We start from the raw sequence: 21,024 nt of genomic DNA on the forward strand, positions 1-21,024 counted from the left end.
CCCCCAACCTGGCACGTCGACCACACCTGGATGTGGTCAGTGTTCGCCGTAGTGTGGCCGGTCTTCGCGGTGGGGGCAGTCGTAATGTTCACCCTCCACATTCGGCGTGGTGTGGCTGTGCCCGAGAAGTCGATCCGGATGTGTCTGGCGACGGCGGTTGGGCTCGCCATGTTCTCGGTGGCCGAAATGGCCCTGCTGGGCGCCGATCGCCGCGACCTTGACGCATGGGGTCGTGGCTTCGGGTGGTCAGCGGCGGTGTTGGGCACCGTCGCAGGCATGTCGCTGATGGTGGCTGCGGGGGCGGCGTTCATCGCGGCCGCGGTGGTCGGCTGGCAGCGCGACACCCCGGCTGATGCTGCCAGCGAGCAGCCCGGCACTGACGACCCCGAGACAGACGACGGCAGCGACACCCACATGCACGTGTCCTCAGGTGACCGGGTGGACCCGCCGTGAGATGTCTCAGGCCCTGACAGGTGCGGACACACCTGCCAGGGCACTGATCGGCCAGAGATCCAGCCTCTGACCAGTGAGAAACGATAACCCACCCCCGCGAGGGCCGGCGTTGGCCGGGCCGGGCGGACCTCACTTGGTAGGAGCTCCGACGTATGGCGCGTAACGCCACCCCTGACGACAACACCCCCAATCTGTTCGATCTGCTCGCCGATACCGACCCATCGGGTCAGCGGTTGTCGGCATCGCAGAGCACTATGGATACCCACAACGAGGAGGACACCGATGTTTCACGATCTGCGCACGGCACTGACCGAGCGGTACGCCCAGGAACTGACGCAGATGGACCGCATGGAGTTCGAGGACTTCCTGACCGCCGAAGCGACTCGGCTGGAGGCCGAGATCGCTCAGACGCAGTCACAGACGGAGCTGGCGGCGATCGCGGCGTGGAAGAACGAGCACGGGGGCAACGACCCGGACGTGCTGACGGCGCAGCGGCTGTATCAGCAGGCCCGGTACTCGGCGGAGGAGACGGTGCTGGCGACGCTGTGGGAGGGATTCAGCAGTCCCGAGGACGACGATCAGCTGGACGACGAGCCGAACCCGGACACGATGACCGGGATGCAGCGGTGGCTGACGCCGTCGGCGATCGAAGCGACCCGCGAGACCGAACAACTGACCGAGCAGGTGTGGCCGGATCAGACGCCGCGGTTCCAGGTGTACGCCGAACAGCTGTTGCAAGCGCGCCTGACCGACGGGCTGGCGGTGCCCGACGGGCCGAAACATCCGCTGGTTCCGGAGCTGAGCGCGATAGTGGACGCAGCGCTGGCCGATCGGGCCCGCGACGCCGCCGAGCGCGCGCAGAGGTAGTTGACGACGGCCAGGGGCTGCTGTTTGAGTCCCTGGACGATTTGCGGATCCCAACTGACCCGGCCGTCGTCGACCCGGGCGGGACACCGCTGCCACCGAAGGCCGACGACGCGCTGCCGCAGGTCCCGCAGTCCGAGACCGGGCTGCCGCTGACAGCGTGGGCGAGCACCCGGGTCACCCCGGCGCGACGCCCGGACGGCTCGGTGGTCTACATCAAAGCCGACCATGTGGTGGCCGGGCTCGAACCCGACCCCACACCCGACGCAGAGGCACCGGAGCCGGCGAGCGCTGCGGCCGTCGACAAGGCCACCACCTCGCCCGCGGCTGCTGAGGTTGGGCCTGCGACTGAGGTTGGGCCTGCGACCCGGTTCACCCATCCGGGGACGGTGCTGGTGCCATCGGGGGCCAAGTCCCGCGCCAGAGCCAACATCGCCGCACTCGAGGTCCTCACCGACACCGCCCGCACCGGACGCCCGGCGACCGCGGCCGAGCACGAGATTCTGGCGCGATGGTCGGGCTGGGGTGCCGCGGCCGACATCTTCGACGAGTCCAAGTCGGAGTGGACGCCCGAACGCGAGCAGCTACGCGCCCTGCTGGATTCCGAGCAGTGGCGCCAAGCGAAGGCCTCCACCCTCAACGCCCACTACACCGATCCCGCGATCGCCCAAGCGATGTGGTCGGCAATGACCCGCGCCGGGTTCGACGACGGGCTGGTGCTCGAACCCGGTTGCGGCAGCGGCACGTTCATCGGCATGGCGCCGCCCGGCGCGCAGATGGTGGGCGTAGAGCTCGACCCGACGACCGCCCAGATCGCCCATCTTCTCTACCCCGACGCCCAGGTGCGGTTGGAGGGCTTCGAGACCACCCGGGTGCCCGAGGGCTCGTTCGCCGCGGTGATCGGCAATGTGCCCTTCGGTGGGTTCACGGTGCACGACCCGATCCACAATCCGGCCCGCCACCGCATCCACAACCACTTCCTCCTCAAGTCGCTCAACCTCACCGCCCCCGGCGGATACGTCATGGCGATCACCACCGCCGGGACGCTGGACGCGGCCTCGGACAAGGCGCGCCGCGACATGCACGCCGTCGCCGACCTCGTCGGCGCGGTGCGGTTGCCGTCGACGGCGTTCGAACGGGTCGCCGGTACCCAGGTCGTCACCGACGTCTTGGTGTTCCGCCGCCGCGAGTCCGACGCCGCCGCACCTGCGGACGCCGAGTGGCTGCATTCTGACCTCGTCGCCCTCCCTGACCGGACCGGCGAGACCACTGAGATTGGGGTGAACCGCTACTTCACCACCCACCCCGAGCATGTGCTGGGCACGATGCGTGTCGATCGCGGGCTCTACCGCGACGGGATGCTCGTCGTGGCCGCCGACCCCGGCGGCGATGTCGCCGCCGACCTCGACGACCGGCTGACCAACATCGTCGACGCCGCCCTGGAACGCGGCGACGGGCTGTTCCTCGCCGACGACACCGCCACGGCCGGGATGGAGTTCACCGCCGGCGCCCTGGACACCGACGCCCTCTACGGCGAGGACATCCCGATCGGGCACGTCAGCTACGACGAGACCACCGGGGTGTTCTCGCGGCGCGGGATCGGCGGCGATGAGCCGATGAAGGTGCCCGCCACCCGCGCCACCGAGACCCGGCATCTGCTGCGGCTGCGTGACCTGTTCGCGGCCACGATCGCCGCTCAGCGCACCCAGAGCAGCCGCGCCGAGAGGGATGCGCTGCGCGCGGACCTCAACGAGGTCTACGACGCCTACCTGAACACCTACGGCCCGGTGAACCGGGCGAAGCTGGTGGGCGGCAAGGAACGCACCGCCGAGCAGGCCGCCAAGAAGCTCGCCGAACTCGAAGCCAAGTGGCGTAACGCCCACCGCGACGCCGACGGCGACGCCTATCCCGGCCCGCTGCCTGAGGATGTGGCGGCCGAGCTCGATGAGAAGGCATGGCAGGTCAGCGCACCCTCGCGACGCCAAACCCATCTCGAGGCGGTCCGTGCCGATCCGGGAATGGCCGGCGTGCTGGCGTTGGAACGCTACGACGACGAGACCGGCACCGTCAGCAAGACCGCGGTGTTCTCCCGCGATGTCGTCGTCGCGCCGGTACCGGTGTCACGCGCGGATACCCCGGCCGACGCCGTCGCGATCAGCCTCGGTGAACGCGGCCGAGTCGATCTCGACCGTGTCGCCGAACTCCTCGACCAACCCACCACCCAAGCGCGCGAGTCGATCCGCGGTCTGGTCTACCCCGACCCGGACATGCCCGAGGACCTAGTCCCCGCGGCGACCGCGCTGTCGGGCAACGTGCGCGCCAAACACGCCCGCGCCGCCGAAGCCGCCCGCGCCGATCCCGGTAACCGGGACTGGGCAGAGCTAACACAAGCACTGGCGCAGGTGATTCCGGCCGATAAGCAGCCCTCCCAGATCGGGTCGGTCAAACTCGGACCGACCTGGATCGAACCGCGCGACTACGAGGCGTTCGTGCGCGAGACGTTCGGCGCCGACAGCGTGCAGGTGTCGCGCGCGGCGGGTACATGGTTGGTCGAAGTCCCACCGTTTGAACGCAATAGCGCGCTGATGCGCACCGAGTACGGCGCCGACAATGCCGATAGAAAAAACAAGGCGCTCGATGCGGTCGCCCTCACCGAGATGCTGCTCAACCAGCGGTCGATCGTGGTCAAAAACTCCAAGCCAGCGCAGGAGGAGGGGGCGCCGGAGGTGGATGCCCAGGCCACCATCCTCGCCCAGGTCCAGGCAGAGAAGATCACCACCGAGTTCCGGTCGTGGCTGTGGTCGGATGATGAGCGCCGCGACCGGCTGGTCGCCGAATGGAATCGCCGCTTCAACACCTGGGTCCGGCCCGAGCACGACGGGTCCCGGCTGGTGCTGCCCGGTCTGTCCCCGGTGTTCGAGCCGCACCCCTACCAACGCGATGCGGTGGCGCGGATTCTCGCCGAGCCGACGGTGCTGCTCGATCACGTGGTCGGTGCCGGCAAGACCGGCACGATGTTCATGTCGGCGATGGAGCTCAAACGCCGCGGCCTGGTGAATCAGCCGTGGATCGTGGTGCCCACCCACCTCATCGAGCAGTTCGGCCGGGAAGTGAAGATGTGGTACCCCGCGGCCAACGTGCTCGTGGGGCGCAAAGGGATGTCGCCTGAGGACCGCCGCGTGTTCGCCGCGCAGACCGCGACCAGCGACTGGGACATGGTCATCATCCCGGCGTCGGTGTTCTCCGCGATCCGGGTCCACCCGCAGCGACGCGCTGACTACATCGCCGGTCAGGTCGCCGACCTCGACGCCGCGCTGTCCGCGGACGCAGGCGAGATGACCCAGGCAACGGTCAAGAAGATCGAACGCGCGAAGAAGGAGCTCGAGGACCGCCTCGCCACCGCGACCGAGCAGGCCACCAAGGACCATGGGGTGTTATTCGAAGACACCGGCGCGGACTATCTGTTCGTCGACGAGGCCCACGAGTACAAAAACAAAGGCCGCCAGTGCACGATCGACTCGCTGTCACTGACCGGGTCGAACAAGGCCGAGGACCTGTCGATGAAACTGGACTACCTGCGCGAACGCCGCCAACACCAGGCGGTCGCGGCCGGGCGGGTCATCACCCCGGGCGCAGAGCGGGTCGCCACGTTCGCCACCGGCACCCCGATCGCGAACTCACTCGCCGAGTCGTGGGTGATGCAGCAATACCTACGCCCGGATGTGCTGGAGGCGGCCGGGGTCCGCTCGATCACCGACTGGGCGGCGTCGTTCACCGCGACCCGCTCCGAGACGATCCCCAACGCCACCGGCACCAAACTGCGTGTCGTGTCGAAGGTGTCGGCGTTCGCCAACCCCAAAGAAATGTTCGCCATGGCCGCCCAGTACACCGACGTCGTTGTCCGTGAACAGGTCCCAGCCAATCTACCAACCCATGACGGGCGGCAGATCATCACCAGCACACCCGGTCAGGAGCGGCGCGATTTCATCGCCGACCTGGACTATCGGGCCGACCATCTCGACCCGCGACGCGCCGACATCGACAACGTGCTCAAGATCCTCAACGACGGCCGCAACGTCGCTCTCGACCCCGTGCTGGCCAACCTCGAACCGGATCCGGGAAACACCCGCGCCGATGCCGTGGCCGAACAGGTCGCCCGCATCTACCACGCCACCGCCGACAACGAGTACCTCACCGAGGAAGGGGAGAGGTCCCCGATCCGCGGGGCGTTGCAGCTGGTGTTCTGCGACCGCGGCACCCCACGACCCGACGGGCCGTCGGTGTACTCCAACCTCAAAGACCTTCTCGTGGAGCAGTACAACGTGCCCGCGGAGAAGATCGCGTTCATCCATGACGCGAAATCGCCGTCGCAGAAACTGGCGCTGCAGGCCGACTGCCGAGCCGGTCGGATCGCGGTGCTGGTCGGGTCGACCTCGAAGATGGGTACCGGCATGAACGTCCAAGGGCGCCTGATCGGTCTGCACCACATGGACGTGCCGTGGCGGCCCGCCGATCTCGAGCAGCGCGAAGGGCGGATCATCCGCCAAGGCAATCAGAACCCGCAGATCGAGATTCTGAACTACGTCACCGCAGGCACCACCGACACCGTCATGTGGTCGAAAGTCGAATCCAAGGCAGCGTTCATCGAACAAGCCAAACGCGGGCAGCTCGACGACGTCGCCGAAGTCGACGACATCGCCGACGACTCACTGTCCGAAGCGGCCGCGGCCACCAAAGCCGCCGCCACCGGCGACGAACGGTTCCTCGAAATGGCCACCCTCGAAGACGAGGTGAAAAGCCTGTCCGCACTGGCCAGCGCCCACGCCGACTCCCGCTCCCACGCCCGCCGGGTCGTGGCCGCCGCGGACCGGGCCATCCCACGCTTGGAAGGCAGCATCGAGAAACTCGACGCTCTGCTGGCCGGTCATCAGGAGTGGATTGACGCTGGTAAGCAGTTCGTCGTCACCGGGGCCCGTCCTCAATCGAAGCGTCCGGAGCGGTCCGAGACGCTGCTGTCGCGGGTCACCGCGGTTTACCACGAGCTCAAAGGTGCCGGCATGAAGCAATCCATGCCGATCGCGTCGATACCGTCAGGGCTTGCGGCGCACGCCTCGCGCGAGTTCGCCCAGGACAAGATCCACGTGTGGCTCGACTGCCCGGGGCGACCCGGGTTCACTCTCGACGCATCCCAGGTGTTCACCTCCACCGAGCGGCGCACCGCGACCGCGTCCGGTCTCGCCACCCGCCTGGAGAACCTGTACACCGGCCTCGACGACACCCGCGCTCAACTGGTCGCCGACATCGCCAGCTACCGCCGCGAAGTCGAGGTCAACGCGCCGCGTATCGACGCACCGTTCACCCGAGCGGATGAGTTGCAGACCAAACAGGTTCGGCTGCGCCAACTGCGGATGGAGATCGAACGCGCCCAGCAATCCGAAGAAGCCGTCGCCGCCCGCCAAGCTGCCGAGGAACGGATGCGCAGCGCTGGTCGCGAACCCGGCTGGAGCCTGGAACTCAACCCCACACCGGTCATGGTCGAAGAAGCCGGACTCGACCATGCCGCCGACTACATCGCCGTGATAAAACGCAGTCACCAACACCAAGCAGAGCTGTACCAAGCCGAAAAAGGCACCGCGACAGCAGAACCGGGGATCGGAACGCTGCTCGCCGACACCCGACCAGCACCGGACGCCGAGCGCACGCAGGGCACGGACTCCCAGCAACCGCCCCACGATCCACTCGGTGACGGCACACAGCCCCAGCGCGACCCGGACCTGGGCCTGTGAGTACGACAGTGACGTTCGCCGCGTTCCGAGTCAGGCGTTGGCGGGTGCGAGTTCGCTGCCGCACCCCCGATGCGGCTCTCGGCCCTGCGGGCAAGCAGATCGAGCAGGCCGCCTCGGACCTGACTCGACAAGGGGCAACCGCTCTCAACAACCTTCCACGTCGAGATCATTTGGCCCCCAAGAGCACAAGCCCGCCCCGCGGCGGGGACCCACCGGACAGGCGTGGCTCGCCACGCGCGACCAGCGTCGCCGGGCACGCCTGTCCCGGGTTCGTGATAGAAGCGAACCGCCAAACCCGCGCACCCATCACTAGCAACCGATACCGAACAGGACGTGACTTCATGCCTTTGCCAACAGCCCGACTCTCCACCGCCGTCAAGACCATCGTCGCCGGACTTCTCATCACCGCCGGCCTCGCCACTGGTCTCGGCCTCGGTAGTGGTCAAGCACACGCGAAGATCGACGACGGCCGATACAAGTACCAGCTGGTCATGTACGGCGTCATCCCCTACCCGGAATCCAACGCGCGAGTGATCGGCAACCGTCTGTTCCAAGACATCTACGGCGTCGGGCCGTGGAATGCCACCAACAGCCACATCACCCAGACCCGCAACGGCGGCATCGTCTCGATCGCCGGTGACCCAGTCGCGCACTGGTACTCCCGCATCGAACTACGCAAGACACCACACGGCTACAAAGGTGTTTTGTTCGCCGGCGGCGTCCCCACCGGCGACGTCTATCTACGTAAGGTCCGCTGACCACACAAAGAGCGCGCAGAAATTGCCTGTGCGCCCTTTGTCGTTCGGCGGGCGCGATCGGGGCGGACCGGCACTGTCGGGCGCGCGGTGCTGGCCAGTCCTCCGGCACAGCATCGCCGTGATGAAACGATCCCACCAACACCAAAGCAGAGCGGCAGAGCCTATTATTCGCGATAACAAAGGTCGTGGTTATGAAAGGGAACACGCAATGGTGACGAGATCGAGGATGCGCACGGCGTTGGCCGGTGCGGCGCTCAGTCTCGCGGTAGCGACGGGCGGGGTGGCGCTGACCAGTCCACCGGCACAGGCGGCGCGGATCGTCGAGACGTCGCAGAGCGGGGTGGTGGTGATCGAACTCAGCCACGCCGACACCGTGGCCGCCGCCCACCTCGGCGCCGGCCGGGTCATCAACGCCCTACTGGGCAACGACTACTGGGGCGTCATCCTCGAAACCGACTCCCGCTATCGCGCCAGGGCGTACTACCGTCCGGACAAGGCCGCCAGCTGGAACGACGTGACCGGTCACCAGGTCATCTCCGAGGCCGCCGCCCACCCGGGCGGGCGGGTCGTGATCGCGGTCTATGTTGACCGAACCAAGAGCCTGAACGGACATCCGCTGTGGATACAGCAGGTGTGGTGACCGACGTGAAGAGGGAGTAGACGTGCCGTATCTCGGGTTGATTTACCTGGTGATCCTGGTGATCGCACTGATCGACATCATCAACACCGACGACGCTGCCGTGCGCGGGCTGCCCAAATTCGCCTGGGTAATCCTGGTCGTGATGCTGCCGTTGGTTGGTGCGCTGGTGTGGCTAGCGGTCGGACGTCCTACCGCGGATGAGCGACCGCGCCGGCAGCATGCGGGTGCGGCCAGCGAGTTCCCGGAATACGACCACCCCGGCCGCTACGTTCCGCAGGACCCCGAGGCCGACCGAGAGTTCCTCCGGCAGGTGCGCGATCGCGCCGAACAGCAACGCCAGATCGCTCGCGAGCAGCAACGAGCTGCCGACCGATCTGACCGCCCAGACGACGATCGTCCATTCTCGCAATAGCAGTCAGCGGAAGCGTTTTCATTCGTCGACCGTCAACTACGACCGCACACGACAAGGGGCACCATCTGATGTTCGACCGCACGCCACCACCGGTCCTCACCGACGGCGGGGATTGGTGGCTGCTTGTAGACGTGACGAGCGGGTTTGCAACCGGTGCGGTAGAGACCGCGACCTGCTATTGCAAAGTGCTGCAATGGGAGCGCTGCGTCGACGCCGACCGCGAACCAGCGTTGGTGGGTTGGTTGAGTGGGAAGGTGCGTCCTGTGCGCGCCGACAGAATTCCGGCTGACACTCCTGTCTCCCCGGGACACTATGTTCGCCTCACCCGGGAAGATATTGACGGTCTAGTGCAGGCAGGCACATGGAAGACCATCGACATCTGGTAGCACCGACGGGGAGAGCCCTGGCCGGGGCCTCACTGCGGCTACATCTCAGACCCCGCTGGACGCGCGTACTTCCGCACGTGCACTGTGCCTAGGAGCCGCCAGACATGCTGGCGAGTCCAGTCCGTCCCGCCGGAGGGCGTCGGGACGCCGGCGTGGTTGAGGCGGTCGGCGATCTGTTGGTCGCTGTAACCGCGTGCGTGCCAGTCTGCGATCGCCTGGGCAGTGGAGGGTGAGCACAGCGGTGGCCGCCCGACCGGGCGTCGGGATGTGGTTGTGGTCATGACCGCGGCTCGCCGTTGTCTCCGCGTCCCAGGACGCGAACGGTGTGGAGTAGATCGGCCAGGACGAGCCGTGCGTGCTCGCGTTGGGCCGGATCGGAGCTCCATAGCGCGGTGCAGGTAGCCGAGAACACGATCGCGCCTGCGATGACGACAGTGACGGCGGCGAAGATGAAAACCGCAGTGGGCGAGAACGAGATGTTGAGTGACGACACGAGGTCTGTCTCCTTGGAAGAAGGGGACAGCGCAACGCGCCTACAGACACCGGGTTAGGCGGCTAGGTGCACGATGCAAGGTCCCACGAGGGTAATCGGCTGGGAAACCTCGTGGGATGTGGGTCCGCGAACCACTCGCGGCTGGGTGGCCACTTCGTGACCGGGCGCCCGTGGACGGGAATTGCGGTGCTGCAAAAGAGTTTTAAGCGCGAGCGCAACTGAGACAGCGAAAAGCCAAGCGGAGTGCTCGCGGGCGGCCCGGACCGCCGCCAGACCGTCGGTGAAGGATTTCGGTCCCCGGACAGCGCGCCGTTGCAGAAACGCACTGCACGCTGCGCCAATAGCCCGTCGTCGCTCGATCAACGACGACCAGAATTGTTCGATCGTGCCCAGCGAGGCGGTCAGGCCTCGCAGCGACGAAGCTAGGCGTTGCTGCGTGCCCATTAGTGCCGTGACCTGCCCATAGTCGAGCGATGCGAACGGTTGGGGTGTGACTTGGGCTAGGCCGAAGCGCTCTAGCGGAACCTTCGGCATCATTCGGCGGATGACCTTGGCGTTCTGCTCAACCATCCTCCGCATGGAGGGGCTGAGGTGAGCCGAGGTCGTCATGGCACCTAGTTTAGTTCGACCTTCCGAGTGTTCGGTATTTCAGAGACCGCCGAACCTTCCTGCGCGCCAACCAGGTGGGCATGTTAGTCGCCGATGCCGTGGTCGTGGCCTCGATGCCGCTCCGGCGGTAGATCGCGGGGGCGAGGTGTAGAGGACGGCGGTGCGGCTGTCGTGGAGACGTCGCGACCACGCGGCGGTGCGATGAGAGCCCGGATGGTGTCTTCGGCGGCACGGGTTTCGGCCGGAAGCGTATCGCGGCGGGCCACTTCGGCTCGGGCGTGAGCGATGGCAGCGGCGGCGTCGTCACGGTCGTCGATGGCTTTCTGGTGGAGCTGGCGGGCACGGGCGTCGGCATGTTCGGCCGCAGCCAGTTCGCCTGCAAGCGTGGCAGTGTCGGCGGCGCGGGCGGTCAATTCGTCCCACTGGTGTTCGGGAACACCAACCTCTCGCTTGGTCTGTTCGTGGGCTGCGGCGAGGTACTGGTGCTGACGCTCGGCCGCGGCGACCGCCTCGGCGAGGCGCTGGTGGTGCTGGTCGTGCTCTGCGCGGGCTTTGCGCCCCCGCCCGGCAGGCGGCAGTCCCGCCAACTCGGCGCGCGCCTCTGTGACGCGGGCGGCGGCGCCGGCGAGAGCGCGTCCGGCGGTGCGGGCGGTGGCGATGCGGTCGACGGTGTCGGCGAGTTCGGCGTGCTCGGCGCGCACCCGCGGCGTCCGCTCGGGCGCTGGTCGGCTGGTCCTCAGATCGTCGACGGCGAGGGTGTGGCGGCGGGTGAGGGTGCGCAGGTGCGCGGTGAGCTGGTCGTCGCTCATGACGCGGAGCGGGTCTTGGTGGAGCCAGTCGTGCAGCTCGGCGTCGGCCGCCGGTTCGGCGACCGCGGTGGCGGTGGCTTCGGCGGCGGGTTGCGTCGCCGTCGGCGTGACCGCGTCGGGGGTAGCGACGGGCCCGGTGGCCGTGGTCGGCATGAGGAAGGTGTCGCGGTGGTGGTGCGCGGTCTGGGTGAGGGCGTGGACGTGGTTGAGGCGGTTGTCGATTCGATAGATGCGGGTAGTGAGGTCGGCGCGGCGGCCGCGCAGGTCCGCGAGGTTGAGTTCGTCGAGTTCGCTGGCTTGCAGGCGCATGAGTTCGACGTCGGTGTCGGTGACACGGACACCACCGGATTCGGCGATCGCCTCCTCGAGGCGGGTAGTGGCGTCGGCGTAGACGGCGGCGAGGGCGTCGCGGTCGGCGACCGCGGCGGTGACGCGCCAGTCCAGAGCGGTGGCATCGGCCTCGGCGCGTAGCGCGGCGAGGTCGGGTGCTTCATCGTCGCTGAGGGGATCGAGGTCGGTGGTGTCGGCGGCGCGGAGCTGGGCGGCGGTGCGGCGCAGGGCGGATGCCTGGTTGGTGAGGTCTTCGATGAGTTGTTCGGCCATCATCAAGTCGTGGTGATGCCCGGCGGTGTCGGCGGCCGCGGCGAACTGGTGATCGGCAGCAGCGCGCAACGCCAAGACATGCGGTGCCATGGCCTGCTGGTGGGCGCTGGTGCCGGCGTTGATCGCCTCACGCAGCTGCGCCAAGTCGGTGCCGAGTTCGGCAAGCTGGGCGGTCAGTTCATAACGCAGCGCAATGCACTCGGCGAGGTCGGTCGGCGCGGCGAACCGATCAGGTGCAGCAGCAACGACGTCAGCGGCGAACTCGTCGAAGGCCAGATCCTCGTAACGGTCGAGGTCGTCCGGATCGAGGACATCGACGCCAGTGTCCGGCGGCGGATCGGTGTCGGTGAGCGCGGCGAGGTAGTCCTCGTCAACGCCGACGTTCTCATCAAGGTCGTTGCCGGGCTGGCCGGTGAGGGTGTCGGCCCAGGGGTCTGCCAGTCCGGCGGCTTCGGCTGCGGCTTCGGCGGCGGCTTCGTCTTCGAGGGTGGGCGGTGCCGGCGGTAGTGGGGTGGTGTCGGTGGCGTGGCTGCTGTGGGTGACGAGCAGTTCGACTCGCCAGGTGAGCAGGCGGGCGTATTCGTCGAGCCGCACGGTGTGGTCGTCGTCGGCGCCGCTGTGGAGCAGGGTGTCGGCGAGGTCAAGCAGGTCGTGGGGGGTCCACTGGACGGGGTCGGCGGCGCTGACCGCGGCCACGAGTGCCGGCCAGGCGCGGTCGGTCAGGATCGCTTCGGCGGCCCGGTCCCCGACGATCCCGACGAGAGCGTCTGCCCAGTCGGGGCGCAGTCCGGTGTTCGTGGCTTCGGCCGCGGCGGGCGCCAACTCACCGGACAGCCGCCACCACAGTGCGGCGGCGGGCATTTCGGTGGGCAGCGGGTTGTCGGCGAGGGCGTCGCGGGCCAGAGCATCGACGTCGAGGCCGGCGCGGGCGGCCAGCGCCAGGTGGTCGGCGAGTTCGGGCCAGTACGGGTCGGCGAGCAGGTGGGGGTCGAGGTCGCGGGCGAGGTCGGCGTAGCGGGCGGCCTCGGCGGTGGTGGTGATGAGCGCGTCGGCGCGCTCGGTCAGCGCGGCGTGACGCCGCGCCAAGGCGATGGAATCTGGTCGCGGTCCGGCGGGACGCCGGTCGGTGTCGTCGACGTAGCGGGCTGCGCGGAACACGGCGAGTTCGGCGACGAGCTCGCCGCCGCGTTCGGGGTCAGCCAGCAGCAGCGGACGCGCCCACACGGGGGCGGTGGTGGCGTCCCAGGCGGTGGCGCGTTCGGTGACGGCGGCGGCGAGGTCGGTGACGAGGGCGTCGCGGCGGGTGAGGTAGGGCGCCCACTGGGGGTCGTCGAACCCGTCGGGGACCCGCGGCAGCCAGGGCAGGGGCCCGCCGCCTGCGGAGTGTTGTTGGGTGGGGTCCAGTCGCCAGTCGAGCACGGCGGCCGGGTCGGCGGCGGTGGCCAGTTCGCGGTGGGTGATCGCGGCCTGCAGCCGCGCGATCGGGTCGTCGCCACCGAGGGCCAGCGTGGCGAGGTGGGTGCGCAGGGTGGGCCAGGCCGCGCACGCGGTGAGCGTGCCCGCGGGGGTGCCGGTGTGGGTGCTGTAGAGGGCGTCGGCGTCGTGTTCGAGGTCGCGCAGCGCCTTGGCGCCGAGGGTGTGTTCGGCGGCGGCACCGAGGGCGTGGTCGTAGGCGGCCGCGGCGCGGGCCAGGCGCAGGAACGGGTCGGCGGCTTCGCGTTGGGCGGTGGTCGCCGACTGTTGGGCGCCGTCGCGGCCGAGGATCGCCGCCAGGGTTTCCAGCCCCGTTTGGGGGTGGCGGGCCTTGGGGGTGGTGGCGTTGTGTGGGTCGGTTTCGGTGGTGGGCAGGTAGATGTGGTTGCCGTGGCGGCCGCGGGTCATCGCGACGTAGAGCAGCTGGCGGTCTAGGGCGTCGGAGCCGATGACGTGGCAGGTGTCGGCGGTCATGCCCTGGGCGGCGTGGATGGTGGAGGCGTAGCCGAGGGTGGTGTGTTCGGCGACGTAGTCAGCGGGTAGCTGCACGTGCCGGTTGAGGTCGAGGTGCTGGGCGGTGAGGGTGCCGTCGGCGCCGATGTGGGTGACCCGCCACCGGTCGCCGTTGCGGACCCAGTCGGTGGCCGACACGCGTAGATCGCGGCGGTTGCTGCGGGTGCTGATGATGTCGCCGACGCTGGCCGACAACCCGTCCGACAGCCGCAGTTCTGGCCCGTGCAGGTGTGGGTCGATGGCGGCCAGGCGGTCGGCGCGGGCGCGTTCGTTGAGCGCGTTGACGGTGTCGCGGGTGGCGGCGATCATCACGGTGTCGCGGCCCTGTGCGCGGTCACGTGCCCATGCCCGGTAGGCGTCATCGGCGGCGGCAGCATCGGATTCGATGTGGATGCGGCCGTGGTCGGCGTAGAAACCGAGGGCGGCGGGGTCACCGTCACGCAGCGCCAGCGACGCCGCACCTTCGGCGGCATCGGAGAACCGCACCACTTGGCTCAGGGTGAGTGCGCCGGTCTCGTGCGCGACGTCGCGCAGCACACCGCCGGCCGAGATCGAGGCGAGTTGCTGGTCGTCGCCAACCAGACGCACACTGCCACCGCGGGCGGCCACGCACCGAATGACCTCGTCGAGATCGGCCGTGGAGGCCATCCCGGCTTCGTCGACGACGACGAGGGTGTCGGGGCCGATCTGGGTGTACCAGTCGGGCAGTGTGAGGTTCTGATATGTCGGGTCGGCCAGCGTTTTCTTGGCGGCGGCGACCTTGTTGGCGAGCTCGGGTTTACCGATGGTGCGCCAGCGTGGTGTGGCGGCCAGGGCGCGGGTCTGGGCGAGTTCGCGTTCCGCGGTGGCGAGTTGGACGAGTTTGGCGGCAGTGTCGGTGGTGGTGTCCAGTTCCTCGCGCAGCACCGCCGCGGCGGCAGCGGTGGGGGCCAGGCCGATGAGGGTGCCGCCGCTGTCGGTCCACGCCCGTGCGAGGGTGCGCATGGCGGTGGTCTTACCGGTACCGGCGGGCGCGAGGACCAGTTGCACACGGCGCCCGGAGGTCGCCAGTTCGCGCACCATGGCGGCCTGTCCGGCGTTGAGTTCGCGGCCGTTGGCGGCTTGCTCGAGCAACGCGATGTCGACGGTCGTCTCGTCGAGTCGGCGGCCGTCGAAGCGTTTGGCAGCGGCCACGATGCGGTGTTCGGCGGCGAGGATGTCGGTGCTGGTGTGCAGCGCGACGTCGTGGCGCACAAACACTGATTCGCCGTTCGCGCGACGCAACACCTCGGGTTCGTTGAGGTCGCCGTCGAGGGCGTCAGAGGACACCGCGACGCTGGTGTCGGCGGCCAGTGCGGTGTCGACGATGCGCTCGACCGCGGCGGCGAGTTCGTCGGTGTCGGTGATGCCGGCGAAGTCGCGGGCACGCAGTTGACGTTCGGCTTCGGCACGCAGATGCGGACGCTGCCAGCGGGCGCGCGTGGCCGAGATGTTCTCGATGCAATTGGCGGCGAGCTCGGTGCACAACTCGTCGGTGAACTCCGGGTGCTCGCGAGTACGCGGGCGTGGATGGGTGGCCTCGTGCACGAGGTCGCTGATCGCCCGATCGCCGCCGAGGATGCGTCGCGCATCGGCCCGCCACGCCTGGCGCTGCTCGGCGTAGGAGCGGGGTTCGTGTTTGGCTTCGCGGGTGTCCAGGGTGGCTTGCTGGGCCAGATCGAAGGCCTCACCGGTTGTGGGTTCGCGGCCGTGATCGGCGAGGAACTGCTTGGACAGTTCACCGATTCGTTCCTCGATCACTGCGCGCCGCGACGACCACCGGGCCATCAGTTCGGCGGACACACCGTCGATCTCGCGGACAGGTCGCTTGCGCACATCGGCCGAGAACCGTTCGCTGAACGACACCCCCAAATCGCGTTGGAGGTACAGCTCGATGCGCGAGTTGTACACCTCCGAGGCCGACACGGTGGCCTTGAACAACGGGGTACCGTCCAGGGCCATCCACCGGGTGATCCCGGCGGCGTCGCGCACCCGCACCTTGTTGGAGATGGCGACGTGGGTGTGTAGGTCGGGGTCCCCGGCGCGGGAGTCGCGGTGGGTAAACGCTGCAGCGATCAGACCGTCGGTGTCGACCTGGGCGATGCCGTCGGTTCCCAACCGCGACAGGCACGCTTCGCGCTCGATGAACGCCAGTGCATCAGCGACCGCCTGACGGTGGGCGGCCTCGATCTTCTCAGCCATCGGCAGCGGCGCGACCGCCCACAACGCCGACACCGATTTCACCGGACTGAACGTCATGTCGTAGCCGGCAACCGCCGACTGACGCCGACGGCTTTCCTGCGCGATGAACCCTGAGAGCTCGCGCGAATCCCGCGGCGGCCGACGGTAGGTTTTCGTGAATCGCTCGCGCCCCAACTCGGTGCGCAACGCCGCCCGGGTGTCGTCGTCGATGACCGCATCCCAGCGTTCGCCGCGGGCGAGGTTGTGGTCGCGGAACACCACCGCGAGTTCCTGTAGAAACTCCGGGAATTCGTTGTAGACGGCGTAGGCGTTGCCCAGTTTCGTCGCCGCCAACGCCTGGGCAGCGCGGCAGTCCGAGGAGGCCACGGCGTGCTGCTCGATCGCGGTGGCGTTGGGGTGGCGGCCCTCACCGAACAGTGCCTTCATCTGCGCCGCCGACACAATCGACCCCGCCTCGACGGTGCGCGCCTCGGCGAGCTCATCGGCAACATCCAGGCCCGATCCGACGTCGCTCAGCCCGGCCAGGCCGGACCCGATCCACTGCCCCGGCGAGTCACCTTTGGCGCTGTAGTAGTCGGCCAGAGACACCCGCCCTTTGTCGGTGGCGTCCATCGCCGCAACGGATTTCGTCAGGTACTCATACCCGTCGCCGGCGGTGAGCTTGTGGATGGTTGCGGTCACTCAGGTCACCGCCGGAATGGGCGCAGCTCGTTGGTCCGGGCCACCGCATGGACGCTGGCGCGGTGCGCCCGGACCAGCTCGGCAATGACCCCGCTGGCGACCTCGTCGCCGCCCTCGATCCGCGCCGTCAACCCCGCGAGGAGTTCGGCTGTGGCGGTGGGGGAGTCCAGCACCTGGGCGACTGCATCCTGGGCGGTCATCCCAGTCGCGGCGGGCCGGTCGTGGCGGCGGACCCACGCGGCGCGGCGGCAGTCCGTCGAGCACCAACGGCGCGGCCGTCCGCGTCGCGGCGAGCCGTCTCCGGGCAGCACGCCACCGCAGTGATCGCACGCCCCGGCACCGGCCATGGCTGCATTCTGGCACATTAATTTCGTCGGACGAATCCAGAATGCAAGAGGTGTGTGGGAGTTATAGAGGTTGTGGGTACATGGGGTGAGGTGTGGCGCGGGGGCGGTTCGGGGGTGTTGGTGCAGGTGAGGAGGGTGAGGGGCAGGAGTGGGAAGGCGGAAACGGTGGCGAGGGCTGGGGAAGTGAGGGTTAAAAGTGCACCGAGAGCGGGCGTGTGGCGGTGGCGAGAGGGCGTTGGCCGGCGTTATCGTGTCGGGTATGCCGTCGAACAATTCAAAACTCACTGGAAGCCAGGCGCGCGCTGCTGCGCGCAAACGAACCCTTGCCGCGTTGGAAACGCGTCGAGCCGAGGAACGCGCGAAGCTCGAACGCAAACTCGAAGCCGAGTTGCGGGTGATGGAAGCCAACGAGGCCAACATCGCCGAGTTCCTGCGGGCCGACTCCGAACTCGCCGCTGCCGAAGCAGAACTGCGACTGATCACCGAACGATCCACCCACGCGAAAGCCACCGCGCTGGCCGCGATCGCCGAGCGCGTAGGAAGTGTTAGTGGCGCGGCCGAGCTGGTGGAGATCAGCGCAGCCAAAGGTAAAACCTTGCTGCGTGAGGCGGGCCTGTCCGTCGGGACCAAAAAGGTCACCTCGAGTGCGGAGTCGACACCGGCCCCAGCCACACCGGACGCGGCCGCCGATGAGGCGCGCACCGAGCAGCCATCCGATCCCGGGGTGATGTCGGCCTAGCGTTCTACGGTTCGGCCATGAGTGTCGACCCCGACCACGATCAACTCCGTCTGTTCGCGGTGCCGACCGCCCACCTGACGGTCGGCACCACGACGCCGTCGCCGGGTGTGGTCACCGACCCGACACTGATGCCCGATGCTCGCGCCGAGCAACACTTCTGGCAGCACGTCGTCCTCACGCCCCGCGGCTGCTGGTACTGGATCGGCGCGATCAGCTCACCAGACGGCTACGGCCGATTCACCTTCCGCCGCAACAACCGCCAACGGGCGATCAGCGCACACCGTTTCGCGCTGCTGCTGGTACACCCCGACCTGGGCGCCGACGCCGCCGACATCGGCGAGCACTACTGCAACGAACCGCTATGCGTGCGCGTCGATTCCGCACACGTGCGCATCGGCACCCAAACCAACAACCTCACCTACGCCGTCGGTCTCGGCCGCCACCGCGGATCACGACCAACCACCGCCATAGACCGCGCCGCACGCTCGATCATGCTGCGCACCTACCTACGCGACGGCGGCGACCCCGAACAGGCACACCGACTGTTCCAACCCGTGCCGTCCACACCCGCCGACCAGCTCGGCCTGTTCTGACACCGACCTCCGCCTTCCTCGGACGCATACGCCATCAGCCGACCAGCACCGGTTCGGCCGGCATCTGGGCCTGATCGAGCAGCGAAGCGAACAGCTCAGCACCCGAGGCGTAGTTCCAGCGCGGTGCGGCCCGGTCGCACGCTGCGATCAGCTCGTCGGCGTCGACCAGCGACTCGGTCAGGCAGGTGTGTAGCGCGGTTCCGAGGTGTCCGCCGTCGCCATGGGTGAGGAGCAGGTCGACCATGGTGCGCGCGGGTGTGGTCACCGGCAGCCCATCGACGAGGTCCCAGTCGCGGCCGCGGTCACCGATCGGCCGGCGCCAGGTGCGCACCGACGGGTCGCGGACGTTGATGCGGTGTGGGCTGCTCAGCTCGAGCCCGGATGCGGTGATCGTGCCCAGGCGCAGGACCTGGGCGGCGGCGGCGTGGCTCACGACGCTGTCGGGGCGTGCTCGTCGTTCCTCGATGTCGGCGGCCGGGTGCAGCGCCAACCACTGTGCCGCCCAGTCACCGAGGGTCGTCCAGGCCGAGGACTCGGGGAGCTCGTAGACGCCGTGGTGGACCCGAACGATGGCCTCGCGCGCGGCGAGGCGAGCCAGGACGTACGGCGCGACGCCGAGGTTGCGGGCTTGGGCGGCGGTGAACAGGCCGAACTGGCGATCCGCCAGGTCGCGGATCGCGCCCCACCGGCCAGCGTCGATCATGCAGCAATAATAGCAACGGGTGTGATCGGTGAGGCTTTCCGAGCTGTCCGAGCGCGGCCCGTCCGTCCGGACTGGGCCGGATGCCCCGGCACAGGGGTCACGGTGTGCCGGGGCGGTCGACGTCGTCATCCGCTGGTGGGGTGCAGGACTTCGCGTAGGCGGGTGCCGATCCACAGCGGCACGGGTGGGGTGACGGCGTTGCCGTAGCCGTCGATCTGGTCGCGGCCTTTGCCCCACACGGTGAAGGTGCCTTTGTGGTCGCCGAAGTCGGGGTCGAATCCGCAGCCGCGGCCGACCTCGTGCGGGGTCATCATGCGGAAGAAGCACTCATCGAGCGGGATGTCGGCGAGGGCGTCGCGCCAGTGGGAGGCCAGCAGGGCGGTGGTGTCGCGGCTGGTCAGGGTGCCCAGTGGGTCGGTGAGCGGGTGCGCGGCGGTTTCGGTGCCGGTGCTGCCGTTCTGTTTGAACCAGCCTGCGAGTAGGGCGGGGTCGCCGGTCGCGGTGAGCAGGCCGGGGGTCTGTTCGGCGGTGACTGTCGGCATGGCCTGGGCGTGGCTGGTCGGGGTGGTGTGCTTGCGGAAGGGCACCACACCCGAGGACACGATGCTCAGGGTCTCCGAACCGCCCTGGGTGGGCAGCGCCTCGTCGAGGCCGCGTGGTGCGCCCTGGAAGTTGTTGATGGCCATCGCGACCGGGGGAGTGAGCAGGCCGGTAGTGTTGGTGGCGGGCTGGGTCCACAGCGGCTGACCCAGGGTCCGGGTCCGGCACTGCGATCCGGGGCGCTCGAAGGTGTTTCCGGCGGCGACCATGATGGCGCCGGTACTGAGCAGCGCGGTCTTTTGCTGCGAGGTCTGGGTGGCCATCGGTTGCAGCGGATGGCGTTCCACGCCGCGTTGGGCCTTGGCCGGCATCAGCACAGCGGGGAACTCGGCGAACTTCTGGCGGCACCGCTCGGCACGGGCCATGGTCGCCGGGGCCAGCGGCTTGGTCCGCTCGCCGATGCGGGTGCCCAGGTGGCTGAGGTCCAGGGCCGTCAACGACGGTGTGGTGGTGGGGGAGACCTCACCGAAGCAGCGCGGGCAACGGTAGTTGTACTGCTTGCCGTAGCGCACCGATCCGCTGGCGGGCACGCCGGTCTTCCACGCCCACATCGCCTCGACAGCCTCATCGCAGGGGCCACACCACGCCTGGGGGCGATGGTCGAGGTCGGGAGCGGGCAGCGTGCGGTCCCAGAACACGATGTAGAGCCGGTCCCGGCTCTGGGGGACGCCGAAGAACATCGAGTTGAGGTAGAGCACCTTGTGCTCGTAGCCGAGCTTGGTGATCTCGCGCAGCCACCACCGATACGTCGACCCGTCGCCGACCTTGCGTCGCCCGGGCACCGCTGGTCCCCAGGACTGCAACTCGGTGGTGCATTCGACCAGGATCAGCAGCGGGTGGTGCTGATCGGCGTAGTGCAGCACGCAGTTGGCCGTGGCGCGGTCCCGCTCGGATCGGGTGGCGCGTTCCTCGAACTCGGGGTCGTCGAGGTCGAACAACGTCAGACCCTGTTCGTAGGCACGTTGGGTGTTGGCCTGGGAGTGGTTGGTGCAGGTCACCCCCGCGACCAGCAGGTCGGCCGCCGGGAGTTCGCGCACCGAGTGGTAGGTGTCGGAGTCGGTGTTGATCAGATCGGCGATCCAGTGCTCGACGTGCGGGTGGTTGGCCTCGTGTACCTCGACCTTGTAGCGGTTGTGGTTGGCCCCGACGATGGTGTCGAATCCTGCGGCCTCGATGCCCTGGGTGAATCCGCCAAATCCTGAGAACAAGTCCAGCGCGGTCGGGTTGTCGTGACGGAATCGTCTGCGACGCAGCGCCGGTCGATGTTCCGCTGTCTTCGAGATGATGTGCCCCATGATCGTCGCTTCCTCGCCCATTCCATCCGTGGTGGTTGCCTATAGAC

The 21,024-nt window shown here is 68.4% G+C and carries 15 protein-coding genes; 9 read left to right on the forward strand and 6 right to left on the reverse strand.

Annotated elements, in window-relative coordinates:
* Window positions 1–117 precede the first annotated feature (117 nt).
* The 7 genes from KB201_RS16950 (at window position 118) to KB201_RS16980 (ending at window position 9,299) form a co-directional block, all read left to right on the forward strand.
* On the forward strand, window positions 118–453 hold the full coding sequence (locus KB201_RS16950; RefSeq protein WP_211539919.1) for a hypothetical protein: 336 nt from the start codon (window positions 118–120) through the stop codon (window positions 451–453).
* A 282-nt stretch (window positions 454–735) separates the two neighbouring features.
* Window positions 736–1,320, forward strand: a complete 585-nt coding sequence (locus tag KB201_RS16955; protein WP_211539920.1) for a hypothetical protein — start codon at window positions 736–738, stop codon at window positions 1,318–1,320.
* Window positions 1,321–1,361: 41 nt separating this feature from the next.
* Window positions 1,362–7,103 carry a DEAD/DEAH box helicase family protein gene (locus KB201_RS16960; RefSeq protein ID WP_249145841.1) on the forward strand — a complete coding sequence of 1,914 codons (5,742 nt, stop codon included), beginning with the start codon at window positions 1,362–1,364 and terminating at the stop codon, window positions 7,101–7,103.
* Window positions 7,104–7,444: 341 nt separating this feature from the next.
* On the forward strand, window positions 7,445–7,861 hold the full coding sequence (locus tag KB201_RS16965; RefSeq protein ID WP_211539922.1) for a hypothetical protein: 417 nt from the start codon (window positions 7,445–7,447) through the stop codon (window positions 7,859–7,861).
* Window positions 7,862–8,087: 226 nt separating this feature from the next.
* A complete protein-coding gene (locus KB201_RS16970; protein WP_211539924.1) occupies window positions 8,088–8,501 on the forward strand; it encodes a hypothetical protein in 414 nt (137 codons plus the stop codon).
* A gap of 22 nt (window positions 8,502–8,523) precedes the next feature.
* Window positions 8,524–8,913 carry a PLD nuclease N-terminal domain-containing protein gene (locus tag KB201_RS16975; RefSeq protein WP_211539926.1) on the forward strand — a complete coding sequence of 130 codons (390 nt, stop codon included), beginning with the start codon at window positions 8,524–8,526 and terminating at the stop codon, window positions 8,911–8,913.
* 68 nt (window positions 8,914–8,981) lie between these two features.
* The gene (locus KB201_RS16980; protein ID WP_211539928.1) at window positions 8,982–9,299 is read left to right on the forward strand and encodes a hypothetical protein; all 318 of its coding nucleotides are present in this window, start codon (window positions 8,982–8,984) and stop codon (window positions 9,297–9,299) included.
* A 38-nt stretch (window positions 9,300–9,337) separates the two neighbouring features.
* On the opposite strand, the gene KB201_RS25280 is transcribed toward KB201_RS16980, so the two are convergent.
* The 4 genes from KB201_RS25280 to KB201_RS17000 form a co-directional block, all read right to left on the reverse strand.
* Window positions 9,338–9,580 (reverse strand): recombinase family protein, encoded by a 243-nt coding sequence (locus KB201_RS25280; protein WP_075862459.1) that lies wholly within the window; start codon window positions 9,578–9,580, stop codon window positions 9,338–9,340.
* The gene (locus tag KB201_RS16990) at window positions 9,577–9,792 is read right to left on the reverse strand and encodes a hypothetical protein (protein ID WP_075862460.1); all 216 of its coding nucleotides are present in this window, start codon (window positions 9,790–9,792) and stop codon (window positions 9,577–9,579) included. Before KB201_RS16990 ends, KB201_RS25280 begins: the two co-directional genes overlap by 4 nt.
* 692 nt (window positions 9,793–10,484) lie before the next feature.
* Window positions 10,485–16,700, reverse strand: coding sequence for a MobF family relaxase (gene mobF / locus KB201_RS25205; protein WP_307848080.1), 6,216 nt, complete (start codon window positions 16,698–16,700; stop codon window positions 10,485–10,487).
* A gap of 5 nt (window positions 16,701–16,705) precedes the next feature.
* A complete protein-coding gene (locus KB201_RS17000) occupies window positions 16,706–17,047 on the reverse strand; it encodes a hypothetical protein (RefSeq protein ID WP_249145845.1) in 342 nt (113 codons plus the stop codon).
* A 331-nt stretch (window positions 17,048–17,378) separates the two neighbouring features.
* Here KB201_RS17000 and KB201_RS17005 point away from each other — a divergent pair, with 331 nt between their 5' ends.
* Both KB201_RS17005 and KB201_RS17010 read left to right on the forward strand, forming a co-directional pair.
* Window positions 17,379–17,786, forward strand: a complete 408-nt coding sequence (locus KB201_RS17005; RefSeq protein WP_075862464.1) for a hypothetical protein — start codon at window positions 17,379–17,381, stop codon at window positions 17,784–17,786.
* A 17-nt stretch (window positions 17,787–17,803) separates the two neighbouring features.
* Window positions 17,804–18,379 carry a hypothetical protein gene (locus KB201_RS17010; protein WP_075862465.1) on the forward strand — a complete coding sequence of 192 codons (576 nt, stop codon included), beginning with the start codon at window positions 17,804–17,806 and terminating at the stop codon, window positions 18,377–18,379.
* Between the two features lie 34 nt (window positions 18,380–18,413).
* On the opposite strand, the gene KB201_RS17015 is transcribed toward KB201_RS17010, so the two are convergent.
* Both KB201_RS17015 and KB201_RS17020 read right to left on the reverse strand, forming a co-directional pair.
* Window positions 18,414–19,082: a type IV toxin-antitoxin system AbiEi family antitoxin domain-containing protein gene (locus KB201_RS17015; protein WP_075862488.1), complete on the reverse strand. Its 669-nt coding sequence runs from the start codon at window positions 19,080–19,082 to the stop codon at window positions 18,414–18,416.
* Window positions 19,083–19,207: 125 nt separating this feature from the next.
* Window positions 19,208–20,977: a DNA cytosine methyltransferase gene (locus KB201_RS17020; protein WP_211539940.1), complete on the reverse strand. Its 1,770-nt coding sequence runs from the start codon at window positions 20,975–20,977 to the stop codon at window positions 19,208–19,210.
* Window positions 20,978–21,024 lie beyond the last annotated feature (47 nt).

The sequence above is a fragment of the Gordonia sp. SCSIO 19800 genome, from assembly GCF_018132775.1.
GTDB classification, from domain to species: domain Bacteria; phylum Actinomycetota; class Actinomycetes; order Mycobacteriales; family Mycobacteriaceae; genus Gordonia; species Gordonia hongkongensis.